This window comes from Pseudomonas nitroreducens (genome assembly GCF_014204515.1).
GTDB classification, from domain to species: Bacteria; Pseudomonadota; Gammaproteobacteria; order Pseudomonadales; family Pseudomonadaceae; genus Pseudomonas; species Pseudomonas nitritireducens_A.
In genome coordinates this window covers 96,489-119,302 of the sequence record NZ_JACHLI010000022.1, presented here as the reverse complement: position 1 = coordinate 119,302, position 22,814 = coordinate 96,489, and the positions used below count along the sequence as shown (strand labels likewise).

23 protein-coding genes are annotated in these 22,814 nt (G+C 67.0%); 9 read left to right on the top strand and 14 right to left on the bottom strand.

Features of this window, described 5'->3' with window-relative positions; genetic code table 11:
* Positions 1-84 precede the first annotated feature (84 nt).
* Genes HNP46_RS23780 through HNP46_RS23770 form a run of 3 tightly spaced genes read left to right on the top strand, consistent with a single transcriptional unit; the run spans position 85 to position 2,954 of the window.
* A complete protein-coding gene (locus HNP46_RS23780; protein ID WP_184593912.1) occupies positions 85-1,212 on the top strand; it encodes a GGDEF domain-containing protein in 1,128 nt (375 codons plus the stop codon).
* Positions 1,205-2,143, top strand: a complete 939-nt coding sequence (locus HNP46_RS23775; RefSeq protein ID WP_184593910.1) for an iron-sulfur-binding ferredoxin reductase — start codon at positions 1,205-1,207, stop codon at positions 2,141-2,143. The genes HNP46_RS23780 and HNP46_RS23775 overlap by 8 nt, the downstream gene beginning before the upstream one ends.
* A gap of 37 nt (positions 2,144-2,180) precedes the next feature.
* Entirely contained in the window at positions 2,181-2,954 is a 774-nt protein-coding gene (locus tag HNP46_RS23770) for an enoyl-CoA hydratase-related protein (RefSeq protein WP_184593908.1), read from the top strand.
* Positions 2,955-3,362: 408 nt separating this feature from the next.
* Here the strand turns inward: HNP46_RS23770 and pyk are convergent, their stop codons facing one another.
* The 3 genes from pyk to HNP46_RS23755 form a co-directional block, all read right to left on the bottom strand.
* The gene (gene pyk, locus HNP46_RS23765; RefSeq protein ID WP_184593905.1) at positions 3,363-4,814 is read right to left on the bottom strand and encodes a pyruvate kinase; all 1,452 of its coding nucleotides are present in this window, start codon (positions 4,812-4,814) and stop codon (positions 3,363-3,365) included.
* A gap of 93 nt (positions 4,815-4,907) precedes the next feature.
* Positions 4,908-5,816: a universal stress protein gene (locus HNP46_RS23760; RefSeq protein WP_184593903.1), complete on the bottom strand. Its 909-nt coding sequence runs from the start codon at positions 5,814-5,816 to the stop codon at positions 4,908-4,910.
* A gap of 93 nt (positions 5,817-5,909) precedes the next feature.
* Entirely contained in the window at positions 5,910-6,722 is an 813-nt protein-coding gene (locus HNP46_RS23755; RefSeq protein ID WP_184593901.1) for a tetratricopeptide repeat protein, read from the bottom strand.
* Between the two features lie 99 nt (positions 6,723-6,821).
* Here HNP46_RS23755 and HNP46_RS23750 point away from each other — a divergent pair, with 99 nt between their 5' ends.
* The 3 genes from HNP46_RS23750 (at position 6,822) to HNP46_RS23740 (ending at position 8,122) form a co-directional block, all read left to right on the top strand.
* Positions 6,822-7,190: a hypothetical protein gene (locus HNP46_RS23750; protein ID WP_184593900.1), complete on the top strand. Its 369-nt coding sequence runs from the start codon at positions 6,822-6,824 to the stop codon at positions 7,188-7,190.
* 89 nt (positions 7,191-7,279) lie between these two features.
* A complete protein-coding gene (locus tag HNP46_RS23745; protein WP_184593898.1) occupies positions 7,280-7,702 on the top strand; it encodes a DUF4124 domain-containing protein in 423 nt (140 codons plus the stop codon).
* Positions 7,703-7,762: 60 nt separating this feature from the next.
* Entirely contained in the window at positions 7,763-8,122 is a 360-nt protein-coding gene (locus HNP46_RS23740; protein WP_184593896.1) for a PilZ domain-containing protein, read from the top strand.
* Between the two features lie 130 nt (positions 8,123-8,252).
* On the opposite strand, the gene HNP46_RS23735 is transcribed toward HNP46_RS23740, so the two are convergent.
* The 8 genes from HNP46_RS23735 to HNP46_RS23700 form a co-directional block, all read right to left on the bottom strand.
* Positions 8,253-9,581, bottom strand: coding sequence for a DUF58 domain-containing protein (locus tag HNP46_RS23735; protein WP_184593894.1), 1,329 nt, complete (start codon positions 9,579-9,581; stop codon positions 8,253-8,255).
* Positions 9,578-10,594, bottom strand: coding sequence for an AAA family ATPase (locus HNP46_RS23730; protein ID WP_184593892.1), 1,017 nt, complete (start codon positions 10,592-10,594; stop codon positions 9,578-9,580). The genes HNP46_RS23735 and HNP46_RS23730 overlap by 4 nt, the downstream gene beginning before the upstream one ends.
* Positions 10,591-11,853: a DUF4350 domain-containing protein gene (locus HNP46_RS23725; RefSeq protein WP_184593890.1), complete on the bottom strand. Its 1,263-nt coding sequence runs from the start codon at positions 11,851-11,853 to the stop codon at positions 10,591-10,593. The genes HNP46_RS23730 and HNP46_RS23725 overlap by 4 nt, the downstream gene beginning before the upstream one ends.
* Entirely contained in the window at positions 11,850-13,454 is a 1,605-nt protein-coding gene (locus HNP46_RS23720) for a DUF4129 domain-containing protein (RefSeq protein ID WP_184593888.1), read from the bottom strand. The genes HNP46_RS23725 and HNP46_RS23720 overlap by 4 nt, the downstream gene beginning before the upstream one ends.
* Positions 13,441-14,427: a stage II sporulation protein M gene (locus HNP46_RS23715; protein WP_184593886.1), complete on the bottom strand. Its 987-nt coding sequence runs from the start codon at positions 14,425-14,427 to the stop codon at positions 13,441-13,443. The genes HNP46_RS23720 and HNP46_RS23715 overlap by 14 nt, the downstream gene beginning before the upstream one ends.
* Positions 14,424-15,149 (bottom strand): RDD family protein, encoded by a 726-nt coding sequence (locus HNP46_RS23710; RefSeq protein WP_184593884.1) that lies wholly within the window; start codon positions 15,147-15,149, stop codon positions 14,424-14,426. The genes HNP46_RS23715 and HNP46_RS23710 overlap by 4 nt, the downstream gene beginning before the upstream one ends.
* A gap of 87 nt (positions 15,150-15,236) precedes the next feature.
* Positions 15,237-16,004, bottom strand: coding sequence for a hypothetical protein (locus tag HNP46_RS23705; protein ID WP_184593882.1), 768 nt, complete (start codon positions 16,002-16,004; stop codon positions 15,237-15,239).
* Between the two features lie 128 nt (positions 16,005-16,132).
* Positions 16,133-16,948, bottom strand: coding sequence for a hypothetical protein (locus HNP46_RS23700; protein WP_184593880.1), 816 nt, complete (start codon positions 16,946-16,948; stop codon positions 16,133-16,135).
* 141 nt (positions 16,949-17,089) lie between these two features.
* Here HNP46_RS23700 and sbcB point away from each other — a divergent pair, with 141 nt between their 5' ends.
* A complete protein-coding gene (gene sbcB, locus HNP46_RS23695; RefSeq protein WP_184593878.1) occupies positions 17,090-18,517 on the top strand; it encodes an exodeoxyribonuclease I in 1,428 nt (475 codons plus the stop codon).
* Between the two features lie 71 nt (positions 18,518-18,588).
* Here the strand turns inward: sbcB and mvaT are convergent, their stop codons facing one another.
* Positions 18,589-18,963 (bottom strand): histone-like nucleoid-structuring protein MvaT, encoded by a 375-nt coding sequence (gene mvaT / locus HNP46_RS23690; RefSeq protein ID WP_184593876.1) that lies wholly within the window; start codon positions 18,961-18,963, stop codon positions 18,589-18,591.
* Positions 18,964-19,221: 258 nt separating this feature from the next.
* Between mvaT and purU the strand changes: the two genes are divergently transcribed.
* Positions 19,222-20,073, top strand: coding sequence for a formyltetrahydrofolate deformylase (gene purU, locus HNP46_RS23685; protein ID WP_184593874.1), 852 nt, complete (start codon positions 19,222-19,224; stop codon positions 20,071-20,073).
* Positions 20,074-20,154: 81 nt separating this feature from the next.
* Positions 20,155-20,337 (top strand): hypothetical protein, encoded by a 183-nt coding sequence (locus HNP46_RS23680; RefSeq protein ID WP_184593872.1) that lies wholly within the window; start codon positions 20,155-20,157, stop codon positions 20,335-20,337.
* A gap of 3 nt (positions 20,338-20,340) precedes the next feature.
* Here HNP46_RS23680 and HNP46_RS23675 read toward each other — a convergent pair whose 3' ends face one another.
* On the bottom strand, positions 20,341-21,339 hold the full coding sequence (locus HNP46_RS23675; RefSeq protein WP_184593870.1) for a lysylphosphatidylglycerol synthase transmembrane domain-containing protein: 999 nt from the start codon (positions 21,337-21,339) through the stop codon (positions 20,341-20,343).
* Positions 21,340-21,498: 159 nt separating this feature from the next.
* Entirely contained in the window at positions 21,499-22,812 is a 1,314-nt protein-coding gene (locus HNP46_RS23670; RefSeq protein ID WP_184593868.1) for a uracil-xanthine permease family protein, read from the bottom strand.
* Between the last annotated feature and the right edge of the window lie 2 nt (positions 22,813-22,814).

Below are 22,814 nucleotides of genomic sequence, written 5' to 3'. Positions count from 1 at the left end.
CTACCGCCCACATTCCGATCGGCTAGGCACCGGGGCGCTTTGATAGTAGAGTGAAGGCAAGGTGCCATTACGGGACGGAGCCCCATGAGCACGCTGAAACCACCTCTGAAGCAGCACGCCTTACAAAAACTACTCATCAGGCGATTCGGCATGGCCCTCGGGACCTATGCCCTGGCGCTGCTATTGCTGTGGTTGGCGGTGTTCGGCGAGTTCTACCGCGCCCCTGTAAGCTTCGCCCTGACCTGCACGCTGCTGGTCGCCGGCAGCCAGCTGGTGTTCGCCTGGCTGTTCGTCAGCGGGCGCAATCAGCGCTTCACCGATCCGAGCATGACCGAGCCGCAGGTGCTGGTGGCCGTGGTCTGGAACACCCTGTTCCTGGCCAACGTGGATACCGCGCGCGGCACCCTGATGGTGCTCTACGTGCTGATCCTGCTGTTCGGCGTGTTCCAGCTGCATCCGCGGGTGTTCGCCCGCTGCGCCGCGTTGGCCTTCATCGCCTTCGCCGGGCTGAATCTCCACGAAGCCTTCCTGCAACGCCTGCAACTGCCGGCCCAGGCGGTCCTGCAGCTGCTGGTGCTGTTCATCGTGCTGACCTGGCTGAGCCTGTTCGCCAGTTACGTGCAGTCGCTGCGGCAACGCATGCGCCAGCGCCGCTATGCGCTGCAGGCGCACCAGGACACCCTGCGCGGCATGATGCGTCAGCTCGAAGACCTGGTGGCTACCGACGAACTCACCGGGCTGTTCAACCGCCGGCACTTCCTGCGCCTGGCCGGTCGTGCGCTGGAAGAGATGCACGGCAGCCAGCGCCACGGCCTGGCGCTGATCGACCTGGACCACTTCAAGCGCATCAACGACGTCCACGGCCACGCCGCCGGCGACCGTGTGCTGCAGACCTTCGCCGCGGTGGCGCGGGCCTGCCTGCGCGAAGGCGACGTGCTGGCGCGCTATGGCGGCGAGGAGTTCGTCCTGCTGTTGCCCAATGCCGACGCCGACCGCCTGACCACCTGCTGCGAGCGCCTGCGCCTGGCCTATGCGGCGGCCGAGCCGGTGGGAGTGAATATCGAGTCCCTGAGCCTGTCGGCAGGAATGACCCTGCTCGACGCCAACGACGATCTCGACGAAGCCTTGCAACGGGCCGACCAGGCGCTCTACCGTGCGAAACGCAGCGGACGTAACCGCTGCGATGCCGCATGGGAGTGGACGCGTGCCTGAGATACGGGCCGGATCGCAAAGTTTTACGGTCAACCCCGGAACCAACCTGCTCGACGCCTTGCGCGGGGCCGGCATCGCCGTGCCCTACAGCTGTCGCGCCGGCAGTTGCCATGCCTGCCTGGTGCGCTGCACCCGCGGCGAGGTGCTGGATGCCTTGCCCGAAGCGCTGGACAGCGCCCGCCGTGACGAGGGCTGGCGGCTGTCCTGCCAGTGCCGGGTCGTCGACGACCTCAGTGTCGAAACCTTCGATCCGCGCCGTGATGGCCAACCCGCCACGGTCGCCGAGCTGGACTGGCCGGCAGCGGACATCCTGCGTCTGCGCCTGACTCCGCAGCGCCCGTTGCGCTACAGCGCCGGGCAGCACCTGATCCTGTGGAGCGCCGAGGGCGTCGCGCGGCCGTACTCGCTGGCCAGTGTGCCGGGGCTCGATCCCTGGCTGGAGTTCCATATCGACTGCCGCGAGCGCGGCGCCTTTGCCGATTTCGCCCGTGGTCTCAAGGTCGGCGACGATCTGCGCCTGGGCGAACTGCGTGGCGGCGCGCTGCATTACGACCCGGAATGGCACGAGCGGCCGCTGCTGCTGATGGCCTCCGGCACCGGCCTGGCGCCGCTCTGGGGCGTGCTGCGCGAAGCGCTGCGCCAGCATCACAGCGGGCCGATCCGCGTCATTCACCAGGCCCATGACCGCGCCGCCCATTATCTCGCCGAGCCCCTGCAATCCCTGGCTGCCAGCCATCCGGAACTGGACGTCACGCAGATGACCACGGCCGAGTCGACCGAGGTTTTGGCGCAACTCCGGCTTGTTTCCCGGCGAACCCTCGCCTTACTCTGCGGCCATCCCGCCAGCGTCGATGCCTTCGCCCGCCGCCTCTATCTCTGCGGCGTGCCTCGTGGCCAGACGCTGGCTGACCGGTTCCTGCCCCACGCCTGAACCGGCCGCCCCATTTCAATAAGAACAAGGAATTGCCATGAGCGAACAGATTCTCGTCGAGCGCGAAGAGGGCCTGCTGACCCTGCGCCTGAACCGTCCGGACAAGATGAACGCGCTGACCCGCAGCATGTATGCCGGTCTCGCCGATGCCCTGGAAGCGGCGCAGGAAGATCGCTCGGTGCGCGTGGTGCTGATCACCGGCAACGCCGAGTGCTTCACCAGCGGCAACGACATCGTCGACTTCCTCCAGGAGCCGCCGAGCGGCCCGGACAGCGCAGTGTTCCGCTTCATGCGCGCGCTGATGGAATTCACCAAGCCGGTGGTCGCCGCCGTCGCCGGCCCGGCCGTGGGCATCGGCACTACGCTGCTGCTGCATTGCGACCAGGTGTTCATCGCCAAGGGCGCCAAATTGAAGATGCCCTTCGTCAACCTGGGCCTGTGCCCGGAGTTCGGTTCCAGCTTCCTGGTGCCGCGCCTGGTTGGCCCGGTGAAGGCGTCCAGCCTGTTGCTGCGTGGCGAGGGTTTCACCGGTGAGCAGGCCGTGGCCTACGGCATCGCCAACGAGGCGCTGGAAGACGGCGCTGCCGCACTGCAGCGCGCCCGTGAGGTCTGCCAGGCCTTCCAGCAACTGCCGCCGGCCGCGGTGGCGCTGAGCAAGCGCCTGCTGAAAGCGCCCTTCATCGAGGAACTGCGCCGCGTGGTGGCGGAGGAGGGCCAGCATTTCGTCCAGCGCCTGCATTCGCCGGAAGCCCACGAGGCGCTGAGCGCCTTCACCCAGCGCCGCCAGCCGGACTTCTCCAAGTTCCTCTGAGCGCCGTTCCAGCCGGGGAGGCCTTGCGGGGCGGGTTCGCGAGCAAGCTCGCTCCTACAGGGAATGCCGGCATCACCGGTGGCGTAGGGGGACTTCAACCACCCAGGTGGCGTAGGAGCGGACTCTGTCCGCGATCGGTCCGCATCGGGCACGAACTCACCTCTGCAAAGGGTTGCCCACACAATCTGTGGAACGCGCTGTGGATAAGCTCTGGGGCAACCCGGCGAGCCCACGCTGGCCGTGGCCTGCAGAGAATTGAGCGGTATTTGAGCGGTGCTTTGCACGACTGAGTGCGATGTTCGCTGAAGCGTTCGCGAGCAAGCCCGCTCCTACAGCTCCTTGAGCCCGCGCAGTGGGCATGAAAAAGGCCGCCCGAGGGCGGCCTTTTCATTTCCATCCACAGCGGGATCAGGCCAGCAGATCGCCCACGTGCAGCACCTTCATGGTGTTGGTGCCGCCCTGGGTGGTGTAGCTGTCGCCCTTGGTCAGGATCACCCAGTCACCCTTGGTCACCACGCCACGCTGCAGCAGCGCGTCGACGGCTTCCTGGCTGACGCGCTCCGGCGGCAGGGCTGCCGGGTCGAAGGGGATGGTTTCCACGCCACGGAACAGCGCCACGCGGGCCTGGGTCTCGCGGTGCGGGGAGTAGGCGAAGATCGGTACCGAGGAGCGGATGCGCGACATGATCAGCGGGGTGTAGCCGCTTTCGGTCAGGCAGATGATCGCCTTGATCCCCGGGAAGTGGTTGGCGGTGTACATGGTCGCCAGGGCGATGCTTTCGTCGCAGCGCTCGAAGGTCTGGCCCAGGCGGTGGCTGGATTTCTTGGTGGTCGGGTGCTTCTCGGCGCCGGCACAGATGCGCGCCATGGCCTTGACCGCTTCCACCGGGTATTCGCCGGCGGCGGATTCGGCCGAGAGCATCACCGCGTCGGTGTAGTCGAGCACGGCGTTGGCCACGTCGGAGACTTCCGCGCGGGTCGGCATCGGGTTGTGGATCATCGACTCCATCATCTGGGTCGCAGTGATCACCGCCTTGTTGTAGCGGCGCGCGTGCAGAATGATCTTCTTCTGGATGCCCACCAGTTCGGCGTCGCCGATTTCCACGCCGAGGTCGCCACGGGCCACCATCACTGCGTCGCTGGCGCGGATCAGGCCGTCCAGGGCTTCGTCGTCGGCGACGGCTTCGGCGCGCTCGATCTTGGCCACCAGCCAGGCAGTGCCGCCGGCTTCGGTGAGCAGGCGGCGGGCGTATTCCATGTCCTTGGCATCACGCGGGAAGGACACGGCGACGTAGTCCAGGTCCATGCTCGCGGCCAGCTTGATGTCGGCCTTGTCCTTCTCGGTCAGCGCCGGCGCGGTGAGGCCGCCGCCACGACGGTTGATGCCCTTGTGGTCGGACAGGGGGCCGCCGATGATCACTTCGCAGACCAGTTCGTCCGCCTTCACTTCCTTCACCGCCATGACCACGCGACCGTCGTCCAGCAGCAGCTCGTCGCCCACGCCACAGTCCTTCACCAGGTCCGGGTAGTCGATGCCGACCACCTGCTGGTTGCCGTCGGTACGCGGGTGGCTGGTGGAGAAGCGGAAGGTGTCGCCGACCGCCAGTTCGATGCGCTTGTTGGTGAACTTGGCGATGCGGATCTTCGGACCCTGCAGGTCGCCCAGCAGCGCCACGAAGCGGCCATGCTTGGCGGCGATGTCGCGCACCAGCTGGGCGCGGGCGCGGTGTTCGTCGGGAGTGCCGTGGGAGAAGTTCAGGCGGGCGACGTCGATTCCGGCGAGGATCAGCTGTTCCAGGACTTCCGGGGAATTGCTGGCTGGGCCGAGGGTGGCGACGATCTTGGTGCGGCGAAGGGACATGCGGGACTCCTAGGGGAAAGCAGCGGTCAGGCCCTCCGCGGAGCGGGTCCGGGGCGGCCAGGGCGCCATCTTACTCTCTTTCAGGTGACTCTTTCAGTTACGGGGCCGGATCACCAGAAGATCGCATTCGACCTCCTCGAAGACCCGCTCGGCGGTCTGGCCGATCAGCGCGTTGTCCAGCTGCCCGCGGGCGACCGCGCCCATCAGCAGCAGATCGATGGCCTGCTCCTTCACATAGGCGGGAAGCACTTCCTCGGGGAAGCCCTGGGCGAGCTTCGCGCGACTGCGGTCGAGCGCCGGGTACTGCGCCAGCAATCGGTCGAAGGCTTCGCCGTGATGCACCTGGGTGCGCTTCACGTAGTCATCGTAGCCGGCCAGCAGCTCGGCGTTGAACGCCAGGGTCTGCGGCAGGGCCATGTAGGCATGCAGGTAATGCGCGTCGAGTTGCAGGCGTTGCTGCAGTTCGCCGGCCAGCCGGATCAACTGGTGGTCCAGCGCCGCCGGGGCGTCGCCGGCGTGCAGTGGGTCGACGGCGGCGCAGAGGCTCCTGCCGGACCATTCGCCGTGCTGCACCAGCCACAGCGGCTGCGGGCAGTGGCGGATCAGTTGCCAGTCGTTGTTGGTGAGGAACAGGCGCTTGAGCAGGCTGTGATGGTGTGCGGACTTGAGGACCAGGTCGGGCGCGGTCTGCTCAGCGTGCAGCACCACCTGGTGATGCAGGGACTTGCCCCAGCGCACCTCGCAGTGCGCGGCGATCCCTTCGGCCTGCAGCGGTTCGGCGAGTTTCTGCAGCCAGGCCAGGCGCTCGTCCAGCAAATTGCGCTGCGCCTGGTCGAGGTCGCCGCGCTCCAGCAGCAGGGCATTGTCCAGCGCCGGGTTGAACTCGCAGGCCAGCAGCTCCAGGCGCGCGCCGCAGCGCAGGGCGATCCAGCGGGCGCGGGTGAGGGCGGGCTGGTCCGCGCGGGTCGGGTCGATGACGACGAGCAGGTGCTCAAGCTTCATGGCGGAGTCCTCGCTTGCTCTGCGCTCAATGCAGAGCAAGCGTAGACACTGACGCCGACCACGTGCCTTGACGTGGCTCAGCGGCGCGCCGGTTCAGCTGCGCGGTGCGCTCTGGTTCAGTGCGCGGTCGAGGTGGCGGGCGCCCTTGTCGGCCAGTTCGCCGCTGGGGAATTCGGCGAGCTGGCGGCGCAGGTAGGCGATGGCCTTCTCGCGGTCCGGATGCGGGTTGTCCGGCGCCATGTACATCAGTCCCAGCTGATACAGCGCCTTCTCGCGGATGTCCGCCGGGATGGCCGGGTCGTTGGCGCCCAGCAGGTAGAGCTGCGCGGCCTCGTCGACGCGGCCCTTGAGCACGGCGCGGCGCGACAGCAGGGTCATGTCCGGGTCGAGGGTGGGTTTGTTCAGGTCCAGGTTGTACTGCGGCTGCCAGTCGGCCAGCAGTTGCTTGGCGCTCTTCTGCACCGGTTCCCTGGCGCGCTGGGCGATGAGCTTTTCGCGGACGTCGGCGTGCTCGGCGGCTTTGGTGCCGGGGAACTCGCGGTCGATGCGCTGGAAGTAGTCGAGCGCCTTGGCGTCGTCGCGCTGGTCGTTGTAGCTGCTCATGTAGATCAGGCCGATCTGGTACAGCGCGATGGCGCGCACCTCCGGGCCGTAGCGGGTGTTGTCGTAGCCGGTGAGGTAGAGCTTCTCGGCGTCGGCACTCTTGCCGTCGCGGATGGCCTGGGCGCTGTAGGTCAGCAGGTCGCCTTCCTCCTCCACCGCGGCGGTCATGCGCTTGTTCTTCAATTGCTTGTATTCGGCGACCTCGCCGGTGGTGATCTGGGCGACGAACAGCGGCGTGGTCGGGGCGCAGGCGGCGAGCCAGGGCAGCAGCAGGGCAAGCGACAGGGGGTGAGCGAAACGCATGGCAGCTCCTTTGCGCCGGGGCGAAGTCCACGTGAGTCTAGTGGCGGGCTACAGTACGGCCAAGACGGGCCGATACACTTCCCAACGGAGGATATGCCCATGCGAACCCTTTTCCTCGCGCTGCTGGCGCTGAGTGTTACCGGCTGCACCAGCTGGTCGATGAACTATCACCTGAACAACGCCTATCGCGCGTACAAGAGCGGCGATTGCCAGCGCGTGCAGCTGGAACTTTCGGAGACCGAGCGCAAGGCCCGCGCACGGCCGTGGATCCAGCCGGAAATCTCCATGCTGCGCGGCCAGTGCCTGGAGCGCGAGAAGTTCTACGTGGATGCGGCGCAGACCTACCAGTTCATCATCGCCCGCTACCCCACCAGCGAGTATGCTTACCGGGCCAAGGCCAGGCTGGAAACGCTGCGGCTGAACGGCCGCCTGCCCAGTGATGTGCGCACTGTCCCGGCCGCTCCCTGACCCCGGCTCCCTGACCAGTGGTCAAAGGCCGACTTGAGCAAGGCCGATAGCTGGCTAATCTGTTGAGTGACTTCACGGAGGAGGTTCGAATGCGTGCCCTGTGGCTTTGCGCCCTGTGGTTCCCTCTGCTCGCTTCAGCGGATATCTATCGCTGGACCGACGCCCAGGGCAAGGTGCATTTCAGCGAAACACCGCCGCCAGGGGCACAACGCGTCGAGGTCAAGCCGCAGGTCGTCGAACGTGACGAGGCTACCCGCGAGCGGGAGGAACGTACCCGCCGCTTCTACGACGCACGCCGTGATGAAAGCGCCGCCGCCCAGAGTCGGGCGGCCCAGCAGCAGGCCCAGCTGGATCAGCAGTGCGCGAAGTGGCGCCATGACCTGAAGTCGATCAGTCATGGCGGGCGCTACTTCACGCAGGATGGCAGCGGTGAAAGGACTTACTACAGCGATGCACAGGTTGACGCCGCTCGTCAGGCGCTGAGCGCTCGGCTGGCGGAAGGTTGTCGTTAGGACTGGCCCACGGCGGGCAGCATCGTCATACTGGACGATATCTCATAGCGAAACGCCATTATGCGTCATCAACGACATATCGAGCGCCATCAGCTGCCTTACTATCTGAAGGTGTTCAACAGCATCACCGACAAACCGATGGGCTACCTGGGCAATGTGTCGCTGGATGGGCTGCTGTTGATCAGCCAGCTGCCGATGCTGGTGGGCGGCCGTTTCGACATGCGCCTGAAGATTCCCGGGCACGACGGCAAGCTGCAGTTGATCGAGTTCACCGCGACCTGCCAGTGGTGCCGCGAAGACGTCAATCCTGGCAACTACGATTCCGGCTTCAGCCTGGCGTCGCCACCGGGCGACTACGTCGAGCTGGTGGACGCGCTGCGCCGTTATTTCAGTTTTCGCCGGCAGGTGGAGTCGGTCTGAAGCGCAAGACGCGCTGACCGACCTGACCGGCGTCGCAGGGCAGAAGGTTCGCTGAATCCGTCGTAGGGCGCATGAGCATTCGCGGTGATGTGCCGCGAGCCGCTCCTGCCGTCCACGTGATGCCCGGACCCTAGAGCGCGCCCGCCTTCTTCCAGCCCAGGTAGCGGCTGATCAGTTCCGGCCCCAGCTGGCTCGGCCGCGTGTCCAGTACCGGCACGCCGTGGGCTGCCAGTTTCTCGTGCAGGCCGGCGCGGGCGTTCAGGTAATCCACCGCGCCGCAGTAGGCCAGGGCCTCCTCGAAACCTTCCACCGGCGCCTGCCGCAGGCGGTCCAGCACTTCCTCGCGCAGACTCGCCACCAGCACCCGGTGCTGGCGCCCCAGGCGTTTCACCGCGGCCACCAGTTCCTCGTCGTCCTCGTCGCGCAGGTTAGTGACTATCACCACCAGGGCGCGGCGACGCTGGCGCGTGAGCACTTCCTGCACGGCGGCGGGATAGTCCGCCGGGCGCTGGCTGCTGCGCAGGTCGTAGACGCCGTTGAGCAGCGCGCTGAGCTGGGCGCTGCCCTTGGCCGGTGGCAGGTGGCGCGGCTGGTCGCCGGCGAAGGTCATCAGGCCCACCGCATCGCCCTGGCGCAGGGCGACGTAGGCCAGCAACAGGCTGGCGTTGAGCGAGTGGTCGAAGTGCGAGAGGTCGCCATCGTGGCTGCGCATGCGCCGGCCGCAGTCGAGCAGGAAGAGAATCTGCTGGTCGCGCTCGTCCTGGTATTCGCGGGCGATGGGCGTGCGCTTGCGTGCGGTGGCCTTCCAGTCGATCTGCCGCAGGGTGTCGCCGTCGCGGAATTCGCGCAGCTGGTGGAAATCCAGGCCGAGGCCGCGACGCTGTCCGGCGCGTACGCCGATGCGGTTGAGCCAGTGGTCCACGGCCATCAGCTCGGCGCCATAGAGGCGGGCGAAGTCGGGGTAGACGCGGGTCTCGTCGCGCTGCTCCAGGTAGCGTCGGCCCTTCCACAGGCGCAGCGGGCTGGACAGCTCGATCTCGCAGCGCTGGAAGACGAAGTGCCCGCGCGCCAGCGGACGCACGCGATAACCCAGTTCGGTCTGCTCGCCGGGGTGCAGCTCCACGGTCTGCGGCAGGTATTCGAAGTCCATGCCGGCGGGCAGGTGGTCGAACACCGTGATGCGTTGCGGCTGGGCGTAGCGATGATGGAACTGCAGGCGCACCTCGCTCCAGCGCCCCAGCGGCAGGTTGCCGCTGAGCTGACGCCTGAGTTCGGGCGAGGGCGTGCGGCGCAGCCAGAGGGCATCGGCAGTTGCCAGCAGGATCAGCGCGCAGAGCGCGCCCCACCAGAGGCGACCGAGCAAGGCCGGGGCGGCGTCCAGCGCCTGGGCCGCGCCCAGGGCGACGGCCAGCGCCAGCAGGATGCCGAGCAGCGCGAGCAGTGCGCGCGATGGCTTCATACGCGCGGCGCCGGTACCTGGTCGAGCAGCTGTTGCAGTACCTGGTCCACCGACAGGCCTTCGATCTCCAGTTCCGGCGACAGCCGCACGCGGTGGCGCAGCACGGCCAGGGCGCTGCCTTTCACGTCGTCCGGGATCACGAAGTCGCCACTGCGCAGCAGCGCGCGGGCGCGGGCGCAACGCACCAGGGCGATGGACGCGCGCGGCCCGGCGCCCAGCGCCAGGCCCGGCCAGTTGCGGGTAGTGCGGGCGATGCGCACGGCGTAGTCGAGCACCTGGTCGTCGATGGGCAGGTCGGCGGCGATCTTCTGCAGCGCCAGCACGTCCTTGTCCTTGAGCAGGGCGCGCATCGGCGCCACGTCGAGCATGTCGCTGCGCGCGGAACGGGTGACCTGGCGCACCAGGGTCTGCTCCTCGGCCTCCAGCGGATAGTCGATGCGCAGCTTGAGCATGAAGCGGTCGAGCTCGGCTTCGGGCAGCGGGTAGGTGCCTTCCTGCTCGATGGGGTTCTGCGTGGCCAGCACCATGAACGGTTGCGGCACGGCCAGGGCGCGGCCTTCCAGGGTGACCTGGCGCTCCTGCATCACTTCCAGCAGCGCGGCCTGGGTCTTGGCCGGGGCGCGGTTGATCTCGTCGGCCAGCAGCAGGTGGGTGAACACCGGGCCCTTGCGCAGCTTGAACTGCTCGGTGGCCAGGTCGTACACGGCGTGGCCGGTGACGTCGCTGGGCATCAGGTCGGGGGTGAACTGGATGCGCGCGAAGCCGCCGTCGAAGCAGCGGGCGAGGGCGCGCACCAGCAGGGTCTTGCCCAGGCCGGGGACGCCTTCGATGAGCACGTGGCCGCCGGCGAGCAGGGCGGTGAGCACGTCGTCGATCACCGCCTGCTGGCCGATCAGGGCCTTCTGCAGTTCGTGGCGCAGCGCCTGGGCCAGCTGGCTGGCGCGCTGGCGCTGGGCTGCCGGGTTGGGGGCGGTGCTGGAGGGGTTGGATTGATCCGGCGTCTGTTCGCTCATAGGGCATTCCTGAGGCTTTGCAGGTGCGCGACCTGGCGGGTGAATTCGGCGACGGCCATGCGCTGTTGCGGGTAGGGGCGCATGGCCTGGCTGATGGCGCTGGCCGACTGGCGTGTCATGCGGCCGAGGGCTTGCCATTGTTCGGCGACCGGCAGGCGGTCGAAGCCGGGCTGGCGCTGCCGGGCCCGGCGCATCACGTCACGTTGCAGGCCCTGCAGCAGGGCGAGCTGGCCGCGCTGGCGGAGAATGAAGTCGGCGCCGGCGCGCAGGTGTTCTTCCAGTTGTCGGCGACTGCGATCCGGGTTGGGCTGCAGCGGCCCCTGGCGCAGGCCGCTGCGCCACAGTACCAGGGCCAGCAGCAGCAAGGCTGCCGCCAGCGCCTGCGGGAAGTAGCGCACGAGCAGGACGAACAGGCTGGCGCCGTCGGTGCGGTTGACCAGGGTGACGGCGCTGTCCTGGGTCAGGTACCAGAGCAGCCAGGCGTTGTCGTAGTCCTCGAGCTGGCCGTTCTGCCAGATCCAGTTGTCGGTCAGCACGGTGACCAGACCCTGGCCCTGCTGCAGCTGCAGCAGGTGGGTGGCGTCGGCGCTGTTGGCCCAGGCGTAGGCGAGGTTCTTCGCATCGAACAGGTGGTAGTCGGTATCGAAGTCGATGTAGGCCGGCGCCTTTTCGTTTTCCAGGTAGAGCTTGGTCAGTTGCGGATAGGGCTCGCTCTCTTCCTCGTCGGCGGCGGATGGGGCGGGATGCTGTGGCTCCGCCGCCGGCGCGCCGGCCGCGCTGTCGGCCTGCTCGCCGTCGGTATCGGCCGGCTCTGCGTCCTTGGCCTTGTCCTTGTTCAGGTCCTCGGTGAGGAATTGCTGCACGCCGAGCGAGTCGAGCAGCAGGTCGCCGCTCTTGCCTTCGTCCTCGTCCCACAGGCGCTCGGCGGTGACGATCAGGTGGCCGCCGCGGCGGGTCCAGTCGAGCAGCCGGCTGGTCTGGGTGGGCGTGAGGTTTTCCCGGCTGCCGAGCAGGATCAGGGTCTGGCCCTGGGCAGGCAGCTGGTCGAGCACCTCGATGCCGCTGGCGGTGGATACCCGTACGCCGCGCCCACGCAGGTACAGCTCGGCGGCCAGGTATTGATTGGCGCGTGCCTCCGGCGAGGGGCCGTGCTCCACGGTCTCGGTGTAGGGCTCCAGGTTGCGGTACAGGTAGTAGCCCAGGCCGCCCAGCAGGAAGACGCCCAGCAGCACCAGCAAGGCGAGATTACCGCGCTTCATGGCCGCACCTCGCTGCCGAACAGGCTGCGCCACTCACCGCACAGGCGTTGCTTGAAGCTTTCCGGCGGTGCCTGGTGGCCGTAGGCGAGGGCTTGCCATTGCTGGGTCAGGGTGCGGGCGAAGTCGTCCAGCGACGGGTCTTCCAGCCCGGCCACGCGCTGCAGCACCTCGCCTTCGGTGGTGGACTCGCGCAACGGTACGCGGAAGTCGTGCAGCAGGCGGCTGAGCAGGGCGCGGTAGAGCAGGCCGAGGGCGGCGCGCGGTTGTTCGTCCCAGAGCCGTTCGGCCTCGCTGGCGACGTCGCTGGGCAGGGTCTCGGGCGCCAGCTCCAGGCCGAACAGCACGGCCGGGGTTTCGCGGCGCGGCTTCTGCGGCAGGCCGATGCGCCCGACGAACAGTCGCAGCCACTGCCGGTAGCGCCAGATCAGCAGGGCGATGGCGGCGAACAGCAGGCCCCAGAGCAGCACTTCGATGCCCTGGGCGGCGGACTTGAGCACGCCCCAGCCCTTGAGGCCGTCGAAGAAGCTCTTCAGGCGTTTTTCCTCGTCCTTGTCGGTGGGCTTGGTCTTGTCTTCCTTTTCGTGCAGCCGCCAGCCGGTGACCTTCTCGTCATTGCGGAAGGGCGGGGCGGCGAGAATCTTCTCGGCGGCCTGGCGCGAGTCCTCGCTGTTCAGCTTCTGCTGGGTCAGGCGCGCGCCCTGCGGGCCGTCGGGGTTCTGGTCGGGCACCGGGCAGATCTGGCTGGCGCTGGCGCCGTCGTGACCGATAGCGGCGCCGGCCGCCAGGGCCGGGTTGCCGGGAAGCAGGGCGAAGGCGCCGGCCACTACCAGCAGCAAGGCGTAGGCGCTGCCGATCAGACGCTGGCGCAGGCGGCGGAAGATCAGCTCGATGTCCCAGGCTTCCAGCTCGGTGCGGCGGTTGAGGTAGAGGGTGAAGCCGCAGGCGACGTAGACCGGCTCCCAGACGATCAGCAGCAGCGCGTAGACCAGGTTGCTCAGGTGCTCCAGCCACGCCCACTGGCCTTCGGCGGCGCTGATCAGCGACTTCCACTCCCAGTCGTCGACCCACTGCTGCGGCAGCATCAGGTACATCAGCACGGTCAGCCCCAGCCACAGGGCCAGCTCGAAATGCATGCCGACCACGGTCAGCCAGGTGGCGCCGCCGGCGTTGCGCTGGCCGAGCACCACCAGGCGCTGGCTGCGCGCCTGGCCCTTGAGGCCTTCGAGCTGCAGTACCGGCAGGTCGAAGCTGCGCGTCGGGCTGAGGCGGCGCCAGAACAGGCTGGCGATCAGCTGCGGCTTGAGCAGGCGAGGGAAGGCCTTGAGTGCTTCCCTGAGCGTCGGCGCATCGCCGAACAGGGCGCGCGAGAGGATGTACAGCGGCAGCCGCTCGAAGGCCGGCTTGAGCCACCAGAAGATCAGGATCGCCCAGCTGGAGTGGTTCCACAGCAGCACGGAGAGCAGCACGAACACCGGCAGGGTGACCAGCGCCCAGCTGGCCATCAGCACACCGGCATGCCGGCGCGCCAGGAGGATGCCCAGGTCCAGCGCTTCCCAGGCGCTGCGTGGACGGATGGCGACGCTGGCGTCAGTCAGGCGCATGGCGTTGGCGTCCGGCGAAGAGGAAGTAGCAGGCCACCAGCAGCCACAGGCAGGCGCCGACGATGTATTTCACCTGCGCCGAGAAGTGCGTGACCGAGGACCAGTAGCCCTCGACGAAGGCGGCGATCAACAGCATCAGGATCACCCCGCCGATCAGCTGTACCGCGCGGGCGGCGGCCTGGCGCAGCGCTTCCAGGCGACTCAGGCGGCCAGGGGAGAGCAGCGCCCAGCCCAGCTTCAGCCCGGCGCCGCCGGCAAAGGTGATGGCGGTCAGTTCGAAGGCGCCGTGGCCGATGACGAAGGACCAGAAGGTGTCGATGTAGCCGACCTGGGTCAGGTGGCCGGCCACCGCGCCGATCACCAGCCCGTTGAAGAGCAGGAAGAACAGGCTGCCGACGCAGAACAGCAGGCCGCTGGCGAAGGTCTGAAAGGCGATGCCGATGTTGTTCATGATGTAGTGGCCGAACATCTGCCAGTCATCCCCGGCGTCGCGCTCGCTCAGGGTGCCCAGGCGCGAGGCGCCGGGGTCGTACATCGATTCCATCTCGGCGACGCGATCGGGCGCCATCATGCTGTAGACCAGGTCGGGGAAGTGGTAGACCAGCAGGCCCATCAGCAGCAGGCTTCCGTAGAACAGCAGGCTGGCCACGGCGATGCAGCGCCATTCCTCGCGCACCAGGCGCGGGAAGCCGGCCACCAGGAAGCCGAGGATGCGTGCGCCCAGGTGACTGCGGTGGCGGTAGAACTGCTGGTGCCCGCGCATGGCGAGCTGTTGCAGCTGGTCGATCAGGTGGCTGCTGTAGCCACGCTCCTGGGCCAGGGCGAGCTGCTGGCAGACGCGCCGGTAATCGGCGGCGAAGTCCTCGGGTTTTTCCGTGGGCTCCTGGCGTTTGCCGCTTTCCAGCTGCTCCAGGCGCTTGGCGAAACGTTTCCAGCTGGTCTGGTGACGCTGTTCGAAGAACGCCTGCTTCATGGACGGCCCGTCCCGTTGCCGAGCAGGCCGCTGGCGATCCCGTTCAGCCGCGCTTCGGCCTGCGCCGGGGAGACGCCCAGCGGTTGCGCGAGGATCGCCGCGAGCTCTTCGCGGCGCGCGGCGGACAGCTGGGTGGCGCGCTCGGCGAAGCCCATCAGCGCGCGCTGTTCTTCCAGGCTCAGCGGCCAGGGCGCCAGCTCCGGAGTGGTCTCCGATACCTGCGGCCGGCTCGGCGGCGGGTCGCGGTAGATCACCAGGGTGCCGGCGGCGAGGTCGCCCAGGCGCTTGAAGCCCGAATTCGACAGGCAGCTGAGCAGGCCCAGGGTGTAGGCGAACGGCAGGATATCGGCGAAGCGCAACAGGTTGCGCAGCAGCGAGGCGGACCAGCCCACCGGGGTGCCGTCGTCGTGTACCACGCGCAGGCCGATCATCTGCTTGCCGGGCGAGCGCCCCTGGTTGAGCACCTCGAAGAGCACCATGTACCACCAGGTCAGGATGAAGGTGAGGATCAGCCCCAGGCCGGTGCCGAGCTGGCCGAGGAAGGCCAGCAGCATGAACAGGGCGACCATCAGCAGGCCGCGGATGCCCAGGTCGATGAGGTAGGCCAGGGCCCGTGGCACGACGCCGGCGGGACGCAGCAGCAGGTCGATGCCTTCCGGGGTCTCCACGTGGTAGCGGGTATCCAGGACGGGGGCGTGGGCAGGGGAGGCGGCTGCGCTCAAGGGAAATCGCTGTCTATGGCTGAGGGCCAGATGCTAGCCAGCGCGGTGCGGCGAGGCAACCGCGCTGGCGGGATCAGGCCGAAGTCTTCAGTTGGCCGGCGGCAGTACGCCGAAAATGGTGCGGTACAGCACGCCGATGGCAACGATAGACAGCGGCAGGGTCCAGACCAGGCCGATGCCCAGCGGGATGGCGCTGACGATGAGGATGATGCCCAGCACCAGGAACAGCCCGAAGACCTTGAACCAGTGCTGGCTGATCGCCTTGCGCGAAGCTTCCAGCGCCTGCCAGGGGCTGAGCTTGCGCTCCACCACCAGCGGAATCGCCAGCAGGTAGGCGACGCTCAGGTAGATGCCCGGCAGCACCAGGAGCAGCAGGCCCAGGTACACCAGCAGGGTCATCACCAGGCCGGTGATGACCAGCGGGACGAACAGCCCGAAGTGGCTGAACATCTCGTTGAAGGAGACCGGCTGGTCGGCGGCGCGGCGGATGCCGAGCATGTTGATGCCGGCCAGGAAGGGATAGCCGATGGCGGCGGCAAAGACCCCCACCAGCATCTGCAGCACGGCCATCCCGACGCCACCCTCGCTGCCGCTGGCCAAGGCGCCCAGGCCGATGACCAGGCCGAGGGCGAAGCTGATGGCCTGGACGATCACCACATAGACGATGAAGCCGGCGATGACCAGGCCCTTGATGCCGCTGACGCGCTGCCAGGCCTCGCTGATCAGGTCGCCGATGGAGAAGTCGTAGCCGCGGGCCAGCGCTTCCTCGATGCTCGGCACGCTGCCGTTGGCGACGGGGTCTTGCAGGGTACTGATGGGTGTGGCGAAGGGGTTGGGAGTGGTTTCGGTGCTCATCTCTCTGCTCCGGGGGCGGGCGACCTGAGGTCGCAGGGCTTTCCAATGGCAGGCTAATGCCGGTGACCTCGACCGCGGCCGAGGGCGTTCCTTGTTGTGACGAAAGAGCGGTGCGGCTCTTCGGGCGTTCAGTCCTTGGCCGGCAGCACACCGAAGATGATGCGATACAGCACGCCGATGCAGACGATCAACCACGGTAGCAGCCAGATCAGGGCGATGCCCAGGGTCAGCAGGCTCAGGCCGAACAGCACGGCGAATACCAGCAGCACGCCGAAGACCTTGAACCAGTGCTGGCCGATGGCCCGGCGCGAGGCTTCCAGCGCCGCCCAGGGCGACAGGCCGCGCTCCACCACCAGCGGCACCGCCAGCAGGTAGGCGATGCTCAGGTAGATGCCCGGCAGCACGAAGAGGAAGTAGCCGATGCTGATCAGCAGGGTGCTCAGCAGCACGCAGACCACCACCTGGAAGGTGCGTCCGAAGTGGCTGAAGATTTCGTTGAAGCGCAGCGGCTGGTCGGCCGCGCGGCGGATGCCGAGCATGTTCACGCCGGCCAGCAGCGGGTAGCAGATCGCGCTGGCGACGAAGCTCAGCAGCAGCGAGGCGAAGAGGAAGGCGACGACTGCGCCGACCGCCATGCCGCCAGCGGGCTCGCCGCCCGACAGCAGGCCCATCCCGGCGATACCGGCTACGCCGACGACGGCCAGGAACAGGCTGAGTACGTTGATCAGGGCGAAGATGGCCGCGTAGAACACCAGGAAGCCGCTGAGGATCAGGCCCTTGCTGCCTTTGGTACGGCGCCAGGATTCGCCCAGCAGTTCGTTGATGCTGAAGTCGTAGCCGCGGGCGAGGGCGTCGGCTATCGAGGGCGCGGTACCCGACGGGGTGCCGGGTTGCAGATTGCTCAGCGGTGCGCTGTACGGACTCTGCGCAGTCAGTTCTTGCATGGTGGAAATCCTTTCCAGTGGCTGTCCTTGCGACCGCCATCATAAAGGCGGCGGCTGGCCCGGAGCCAGCGCCGTGCTTTGGAAGTGTGTCGCTCAGCACTGTTAGACTGCGACGCACTCGCTTGCAGGCAAGGAAAAACGATGAACGCCAGCATCTTCTGGTACGACTACGAAACCACCGGTATCGATCCGCGCCGCGACCGGCCGCTACAGGTGGCGGGCATCCGCACCGACGAGGCGCTCAACGAGATCGGCGCGCCGCTCAACCTCTACTGCCGCCCGAGCGACGACATCCTCCCGCATCCGGCAGCCTGCCTGATCACCGGCATCACGCCGCGGCACCTGGAGCAAGGCCTGGGCGAAGCGGAGTTCATGACCCGCCTGCATGCCGAACTGGCGCAACCCGGCACCTGCGTGGCGGGCTACAACACCCTGCGCTTCGACGACGAAGTGACGCGCTACAGCCTCTACCGCAATTTCTTCGATCCCTACGCCCGCGAGTGGCAGGGCGGCAACAGTCGCTGGGACCTGATCGACATGATGCGCACCGCCTACGCGTTGCGTCCCGAGGGCATCGTCTGGCCGGAACAGGACGGCCTGGTCAGTCTCAAGCTGGAGCGGCTCACCGCGGCCAACGGCATCGACCACGGTCAGGCCCACGATGCGCTGTCCGACGTGCGCGCCACTATCGCCCTGGCGCGCCTGGTGCGCGAGCGCCAGCCCCGGCTCTACGACTACCTGTACCGCCTGCGCAGCAAGCAGGCCGTGCTGGACCAGGTGCGGCTACTGGAGCCGCTGGTGCACATCTCCGGCATGTTCGGTGGCGCTCGCCATTACCTGTCCGTGGTGCTGCCCCTGGGCTGGCACCCGCGCAACCGCAATGCGCTGATCGTCTGCGACCTGGCGGCCGATGTGGCGCCGTTGCTGGAGCTGGATGCCGAGACCCTGCGCAAGCGTCTCTACACGCGCCGCGACGAACTGGCCGAAGGCGAGTCGCCGGTACCGCTGAAGCTGCTGCATATCAACAAGTGCCCGGTGGTGGCGCCGCTCACCGTGCTGCGCCCACAGGATCGCGAACGCGTCGGCCTGGACCTGGACGCCTGCCTGCAGTCCGCGCAGACCCTGGTTCAGGCCAAGGCGATCTGGCAGGACAAACTGGCGCCGTTGTATACCGAGGAAAGTTTCGCCGGCAGCGAAGACCCCGAGCAGCAGTTGTATGACGGATTCATTGGCGATCGGGATCGTCGATTGTGTGAACAGGTACGCCAGGCCGATCCGCAACGGTTGGCAAAAGAACAATGGCCCTTCGATGACCCACGCCTGCCGGAACTTCTCTTCCGTTATCGCGCGCGCAATTTCCCGGAAACTTTGGATGTCGCACAACAGCAACAATGGCGGGACTTCTGCCGGGCTCGCCTGAGCGATGCGCAGTGGGGCGCGCCGAATACACTGGATAACTTCGCGGCGGCAATGCACGAACAGCTGGTGAATGCCACGCCGGGCGGACGTCTGCTGCTGGAAGAGTGGGAAAAGTATGCCCTTGCATTGCGCGAGCGCTATTGCCCATAGCGCCGTGGTTGTTTGGCGGACAATAAAAAACGCCAGCCCGAAGGCTGGCGTTCCTTAATTCCGCGAAGGCCTCAGCCCAGCAGCGTGGCCCAGCCTTCAACGGCCTCGGCGCCCCACTTGGCTTTCCATTCCTTAAGGGTCTTGTGGTTGCCGCCCTTGGTTTCGATGACTTCACCGGTGTGCGGGTTCTTGTATTGCTTGACCTTGCGAGCGCGCTTGCTCACGGTGGTCTTGGCGGCGCGCGGCGACTTGGAGAGTTTCGCGTCCGGATCGAGCAGGGCGATGACATCGCGCAGGGACTTGCCGTAGCTGGCCATCAGCGCACGAAGTTTCTCTTCGAACTCCAGCTCTTTTTTCAGCTTGTCGTCCTGCTCCAGGGATTTCAGGCGCTCCTGAAGTTCCTTGATGGCTTCTTCGGTAGCGCGGTACTCGTTGATCAGCGACATGTTGGGTACCTTGTTCTGGGCCAGCGGTGGCGGATAGTTTGTAGCAGACATAATAGTCAGCGAAGTTGTTCAAGTAAATCCTCGGGCAAAGTTTTGTGAGTAATTGCCAAAGTATTTAAGTAGTTCATTCGTCGGTATTAAACCGATGCACTTGCGAAGCGCCCCTGCTGACACCCGTCGGGGCTGTTCGCGAATGGCTGAACTTTTCCCCCGCAGCCGCTAGAATGGCGGCCTTCGCGAAGTATCTGGAGTACACCCATGCGCACTTTCCGACTGGTGATCGCCTGCCCCGACGGGGTCGGCATCGTCGCCAAGGTGAGTAATTTCCTGGCCACTTACAACGGCTGGATCACCGAGGCCAGTCACCATTCCGACAACGATAACGGCTGGTTCTTCATGCGGCATGAGATTCGTGCCGATTCCCTGCCGTTCGACCTCGACGGTTTCCGCCAGGCCTTCGCGCCGATTGCCCGCGAGTTCTTCATGGAATGGCGGATCACCGATTCCTCGGTGAAGAAGCGCGTGGTGCTGATGGCCAGCCGTGAGTCGCACTGCCTGGCCGACCTGCTGCACCGCTGGCACAGCGGCGAGCTCGACTGCGAGATTCCCTGCGTGATCGCCAACCACGATGACCTGCGCAGCATGGTGGAATGGCACGGCATCCCTTACTTCCATGTCCCGGTGGACCCGAAGAACAAGCAGCCGGCCTTCGAACAGGTGTCGCGCCTGATCGACGAACACCAGGCCGACAACGTGGTGCTGGCGCGCTACATGCAGATCCTGCCGCCGGACCTGTGCCAGAAGTATCGCCACCAGGTGATCAACATCCACCACAGCTTCCTGCCCTCCTTCGTCGGCGCCAAGCCTTATCACCAGGCGTCGCTGCGCGGCGTGAAGCTGATCGGCGCGACCTGCCACTACGTCACCGAGGAGCTGGACGCCGGCCCGATCATCGAGCAGGACGTGGTGCGCATCAGCCACCGCGACAACATCGAGGACCTGGTACGCCTGGGCAAGGACGTGGAGAAGCTGGTGCTGGCCCGCGGCCTGCGCTACCACCTAGAAGACCGCGTGCTGGTGCACGACAACAAGACCGTGGTGTTCGACTGATCCACCCGCGCTAGACTGGGTACTTTCGCAGGCTCCCGCCGTCGCTGACGGCGGGCGCTGCGCTCGATGGAGCCCGCCCGCATGAGCGACCCGAAGAACCCCGGCACCGCCACCCCGCCGCCCACCCTGGGCGAAGGCTGTACCAGCCGCTACGATCCCGACGCGCTGAGCGAAGAGGACGGCACCGAGTTCCCCGGCGCCGCCGAGCTCTGGGATTCGCTCAAGCCGGCACCTGGCGACGACGCCCCGCCCTCCAGTGACTGAGCCTCAGGCGCGCTCACGCAGGCCGATCAGCTTGCGCAGCAGCGGCCGCCCTGCCATCACGGCGAACACCGGCGCGCCCATCACCAGATAGAAGTAGTAGGTCACCACGCGCCAGATCAGGATGGCCGCGGCCGCCGTCGACTTGCCCACCAGCGGGGCGAGCAGTGCGGCGCTGGTCAGCTCGGTGCCGCCAGCGCCGCCGGGCAGCAGCGTGGCCAGGCCGGCCGCCAGCGACAGCAGCTGGATCAGGAAGGCCCAGGCCCAGTGCAGATCGACGCCCAGCGCCCTCAAGGTGATGTAGAGCACCGAGAAGCGCAGGACCCAGTGGCAGCAGGTGAAGAAGAAGATCAGCAGCAGCCGGCGCTTGGGCTGGCGCAGGCAGCTCACCAGGGTGTCGCGGAAATGCAGGGCCTTGCGCGCCCAGTGCAGGCGCGTGCGCGGTTTCATGCCCAGGCGCTGGAACAGCCGGCCATTGGCCTTGATCACACGGCGCTGGAAGCGCGCCAGCAGCACCACGCCGAAGAAGATCCCGCCCAGCAGCACGCCGCTGGTGATCAGCGAGGTCTCCAGGTTCGGGCTGACGCTGTGGGACAGCGCCCATACCAGCACGGCCGCCAGTGCGCAGAGGAAGAACAGCAGGTCACTCAGCTGGTCCACGGCGAAGATCGCGCTGCTGTGGGCCGGGCGCATGCCGTGGCGGGCCAGTAGCGCCATCAGGGTGAGCGGACCGCCGGTGCCGCCGGGGGTGGCATAGAAGGCGAACTCCGAGGCCATGATGATGCCCACCGAACGTACCTTGCCGATTTCCCCGGCGCGGCCGTTGAGCAGCACGCGCAGCTTCTGCGCGTTGATCAGCCAGCACAGGCAGATCATGCCGAACATCATCAGCAACTGGTCGCGGGGGAAGGCCAGGACGTGATCGAGCATCTCCCGGCCACCGAGGGCCAGCGGGATGAGCGAAGCGCCGATCAGGCCGAGCAACAGCCACGCGGCACGGCTCACGGCTGCACCTGCGCGGGGACCTGCGAAGTCATCGAAGCGAAGCGGATAGGGAGAGCCTCCTGTCGGGAGCGAACGGCCATGGGCAATGGACCCTGATCGGCAGGTTGCGTTCGCCCGACTTTGAGTGGGCAGGCGCCGCCGCCAGGCGGCGCCCAGGGTTCACTCGGCGGATTTCTCAGGTGGGGAGACGGTGGAGGGCGCTTCGGAGACTTGCTCCAGCGCCTTGTTCTCCCAGCCTTCCTCGCCGGGCAGGATCAGGTTCAGCAGGATCGCGACGATGGCGCACAGGGCGATGCCCTTCAGGCCGAAGTCGTCCGGGCCGGTGCCCGTGCCGATCAGCACGCCGCCGATGCCGAACACCAGGGTCACCGAGACGATGCACAGGTTGCGCGCCTGGGACAGGTCGACCTTGTGGCGGATCAGGGTGTTCATGCCCACCGAGGCGATGGTGCCGAACAGCAGGCAGAGGATGCCGCCCATCACCGGTACCGGGATGCTCTGCAGGATGGCGCCGAACTTGCCGACGAAGGCCAGGCCGATGGCGAACACCGCCGCCCAGGTCATGATCTTCGGGTTGTAGTTCTTGGTCAGCATCACCGCGCCGGTCACTTCCGCGTAGGTGGTGTTGGGTGGGCCGCCGAACAGGCCGGCGGTGGAGGTGGCGATGCCGTCGCCCAGCAGGGTGCGGTGCAGGCCCGGGGTCTTCAGGTAGTTCTTGCCGGTCACGCCGCCCACGGCGATCACGCCGCCGATGTGCTCGATGGCCGGAGCCAGCGCCACCGGGACGATGAACAGGATGGCCTGCCAGTTGAATTCCGGCGCGGTGAACTTCGGCAGTTCCAGCCAGGGCGCGGCGACGATCTTCGCGATGTCGACCACGCCGAAGGCGAAGGCCAGGCCATAACCCACCAGCACGCCGGCGATGATCGGCACCAGGCGCAGCATGCCCTTGCCGAACACCGCGACGATCAGGGTGGTCAGCAGCGCCGGCATGGAGATCAGCATGGCGGTCTTGTAGGGAATCAGCTCGGCGCCGTCACCGGCCTTGCCCATGGCCATGTTGGCAGCGATCGGCGCCATGGCCAGGCCGATGGAGATGATCACCGGACCGATCACCACCGGCGGCAGCAGGCGGTCGATGAAACCGGTGCCCTTGATCTTCACCGCCAGGCCCAGGAAGGTGTAGACGAAGCCTGCCGCCACCACGCCGCCCATGGTCGCCGCCAGGCCGAACTGGCCCTTGGCGAGGATGATCGGGGTGATGAAGGCGAAGCTCGAGGCCAGGAACACCGGCACCTGGCGGCCGGTGACGATCTGGAACATCAGGGTGCCGAAGCCGGCGGTGAACAGCGCGACGTTGGGGTCCAGGCCGGTGATCAGCGGCATCAGCACCAGTGCGCCGAAGGCGACGAAGAGCATCTGCGCGCCGGAGATGATCTGCCGCCACAGCGGATCGTTGTATTCATCGGCCATGG

Bases quoted from the DNA above. Each gene is read 5' to 3' on its own strand.
- HNP46_RS23750 (WP_184593900.1), top strand. From the start codon at position 6,822: ATGCGAACCCTTTTCCTCGCGCTGCTGGCGCTGAGTGTTACCGGCTGC.
- HNP46_RS23760 (WP_184593903.1), bottom strand. From the start codon at position 5,816: ATGAAGCTTGAGCACCTGCTCGTCGTCATCGACCCGACCCGCGCGGAC.
- HNP46_RS23715 (WP_184593886.1), bottom strand. From the start codon at position 14,427: ATGAAGCAGGCGTTCTTCGAACAGCGTCACCAGACCAGCTGGAAACGT.
- HNP46_RS23680 (WP_184593872.1), top strand. From the start codon at position 20,155: ATGAGCGACCCGAAGAACCCCGGCACCGCCACCCCGCCGCCCACCCTG.
- HNP46_RS23780 (WP_184593912.1), top strand. From the start codon at position 85: ATGAGCACGCTGAAACCACCTCTGAAGCAGCACGCCTTACAAAAACTA.
- HNP46_RS23770 (WP_184593908.1), top strand. From the start codon at position 2,181: ATGAGCGAACAGATTCTCGTCGAGCGCGAAGAGGGCCTGCTGACCCTG.
- HNP46_RS23740 (WP_184593896.1), top strand. From the start codon at position 7,763: ATGCGTCATCAACGACATATCGAGCGCCATCAGCTGCCTTACTATCTG.
- HNP46_RS23700 (WP_184593880.1), bottom strand. From the start codon at position 16,948: ATGCAAGAACTGACTGCGCAGAGTCCGTACAGCGCACCGCTGAGCAAT.
- HNP46_RS23745 (WP_184593898.1), top strand. From the start codon at position 7,280: ATGCGTGCCCTGTGGCTTTGCGCCCTGTGGTTCCCTCTGCTCGCTTCA.
- HNP46_RS23755 (WP_184593901.1), bottom strand. From the start codon at position 6,722: ATGCGTTTCGCTCACCCCCTGTCGCTTGCCCTGCTGCTGCCCTGGCTC.
- sbcB (WP_184593878.1), top strand. From the start codon at position 17,090: ATGAACGCCAGCATCTTCTGGTACGACTACGAAACCACCGGTATCGAT.
- HNP46_RS23705 (WP_184593882.1), bottom strand. From the start codon at position 16,004: ATGAGCACCGAAACCACTCCCAACCCCTTCGCCACACCCATCAGTACC.
- HNP46_RS23670 (WP_184593868.1), bottom strand. From the start codon at position 22,812: ATGGCCGATGAATACAACGATCCGCTGTGGCGGCAGATCATCTCCGGC.
- pyk (WP_184593905.1), bottom strand. From the start codon at position 4,814: ATGTCCCTTCGCCGCACCAAGATCGTCGCCACCCTCGGCCCAGCCAGC.
- HNP46_RS23720 (WP_184593888.1), bottom strand. From the start codon at position 13,454: ATGCGCCTGACTGACGCCAGCGTCGCCATCCGTCCACGCAGCGCCTGG.
- purU (WP_184593874.1), top strand. From the start codon at position 19,222: ATGCGCACTTTCCGACTGGTGATCGCCTGCCCCGACGGGGTCGGCATC.
- HNP46_RS23730 (WP_184593892.1), bottom strand. From the start codon at position 10,594: ATGAGCGAACAGACGCCGGATCAATCCAACCCCTCCAGCACCGCCCCC.
- HNP46_RS23735 (WP_184593894.1), bottom strand. From the start codon at position 9,581: ATGAAGCCATCGCGCGCACTGCTCGCGCTGCTCGGCATCCTGCTGGCG.
- HNP46_RS23725 (WP_184593890.1), bottom strand. From the start codon at position 11,853: ATGAAGCGCGGTAATCTCGCCTTGCTGGTGCTGCTGGGCGTCTTCCTG.
- mvaT (WP_184593876.1), bottom strand. From the start codon at position 18,963: ATGTCGCTGATCAACGAGTACCGCGCTACCGAAGAAGCCATCAAGGAA.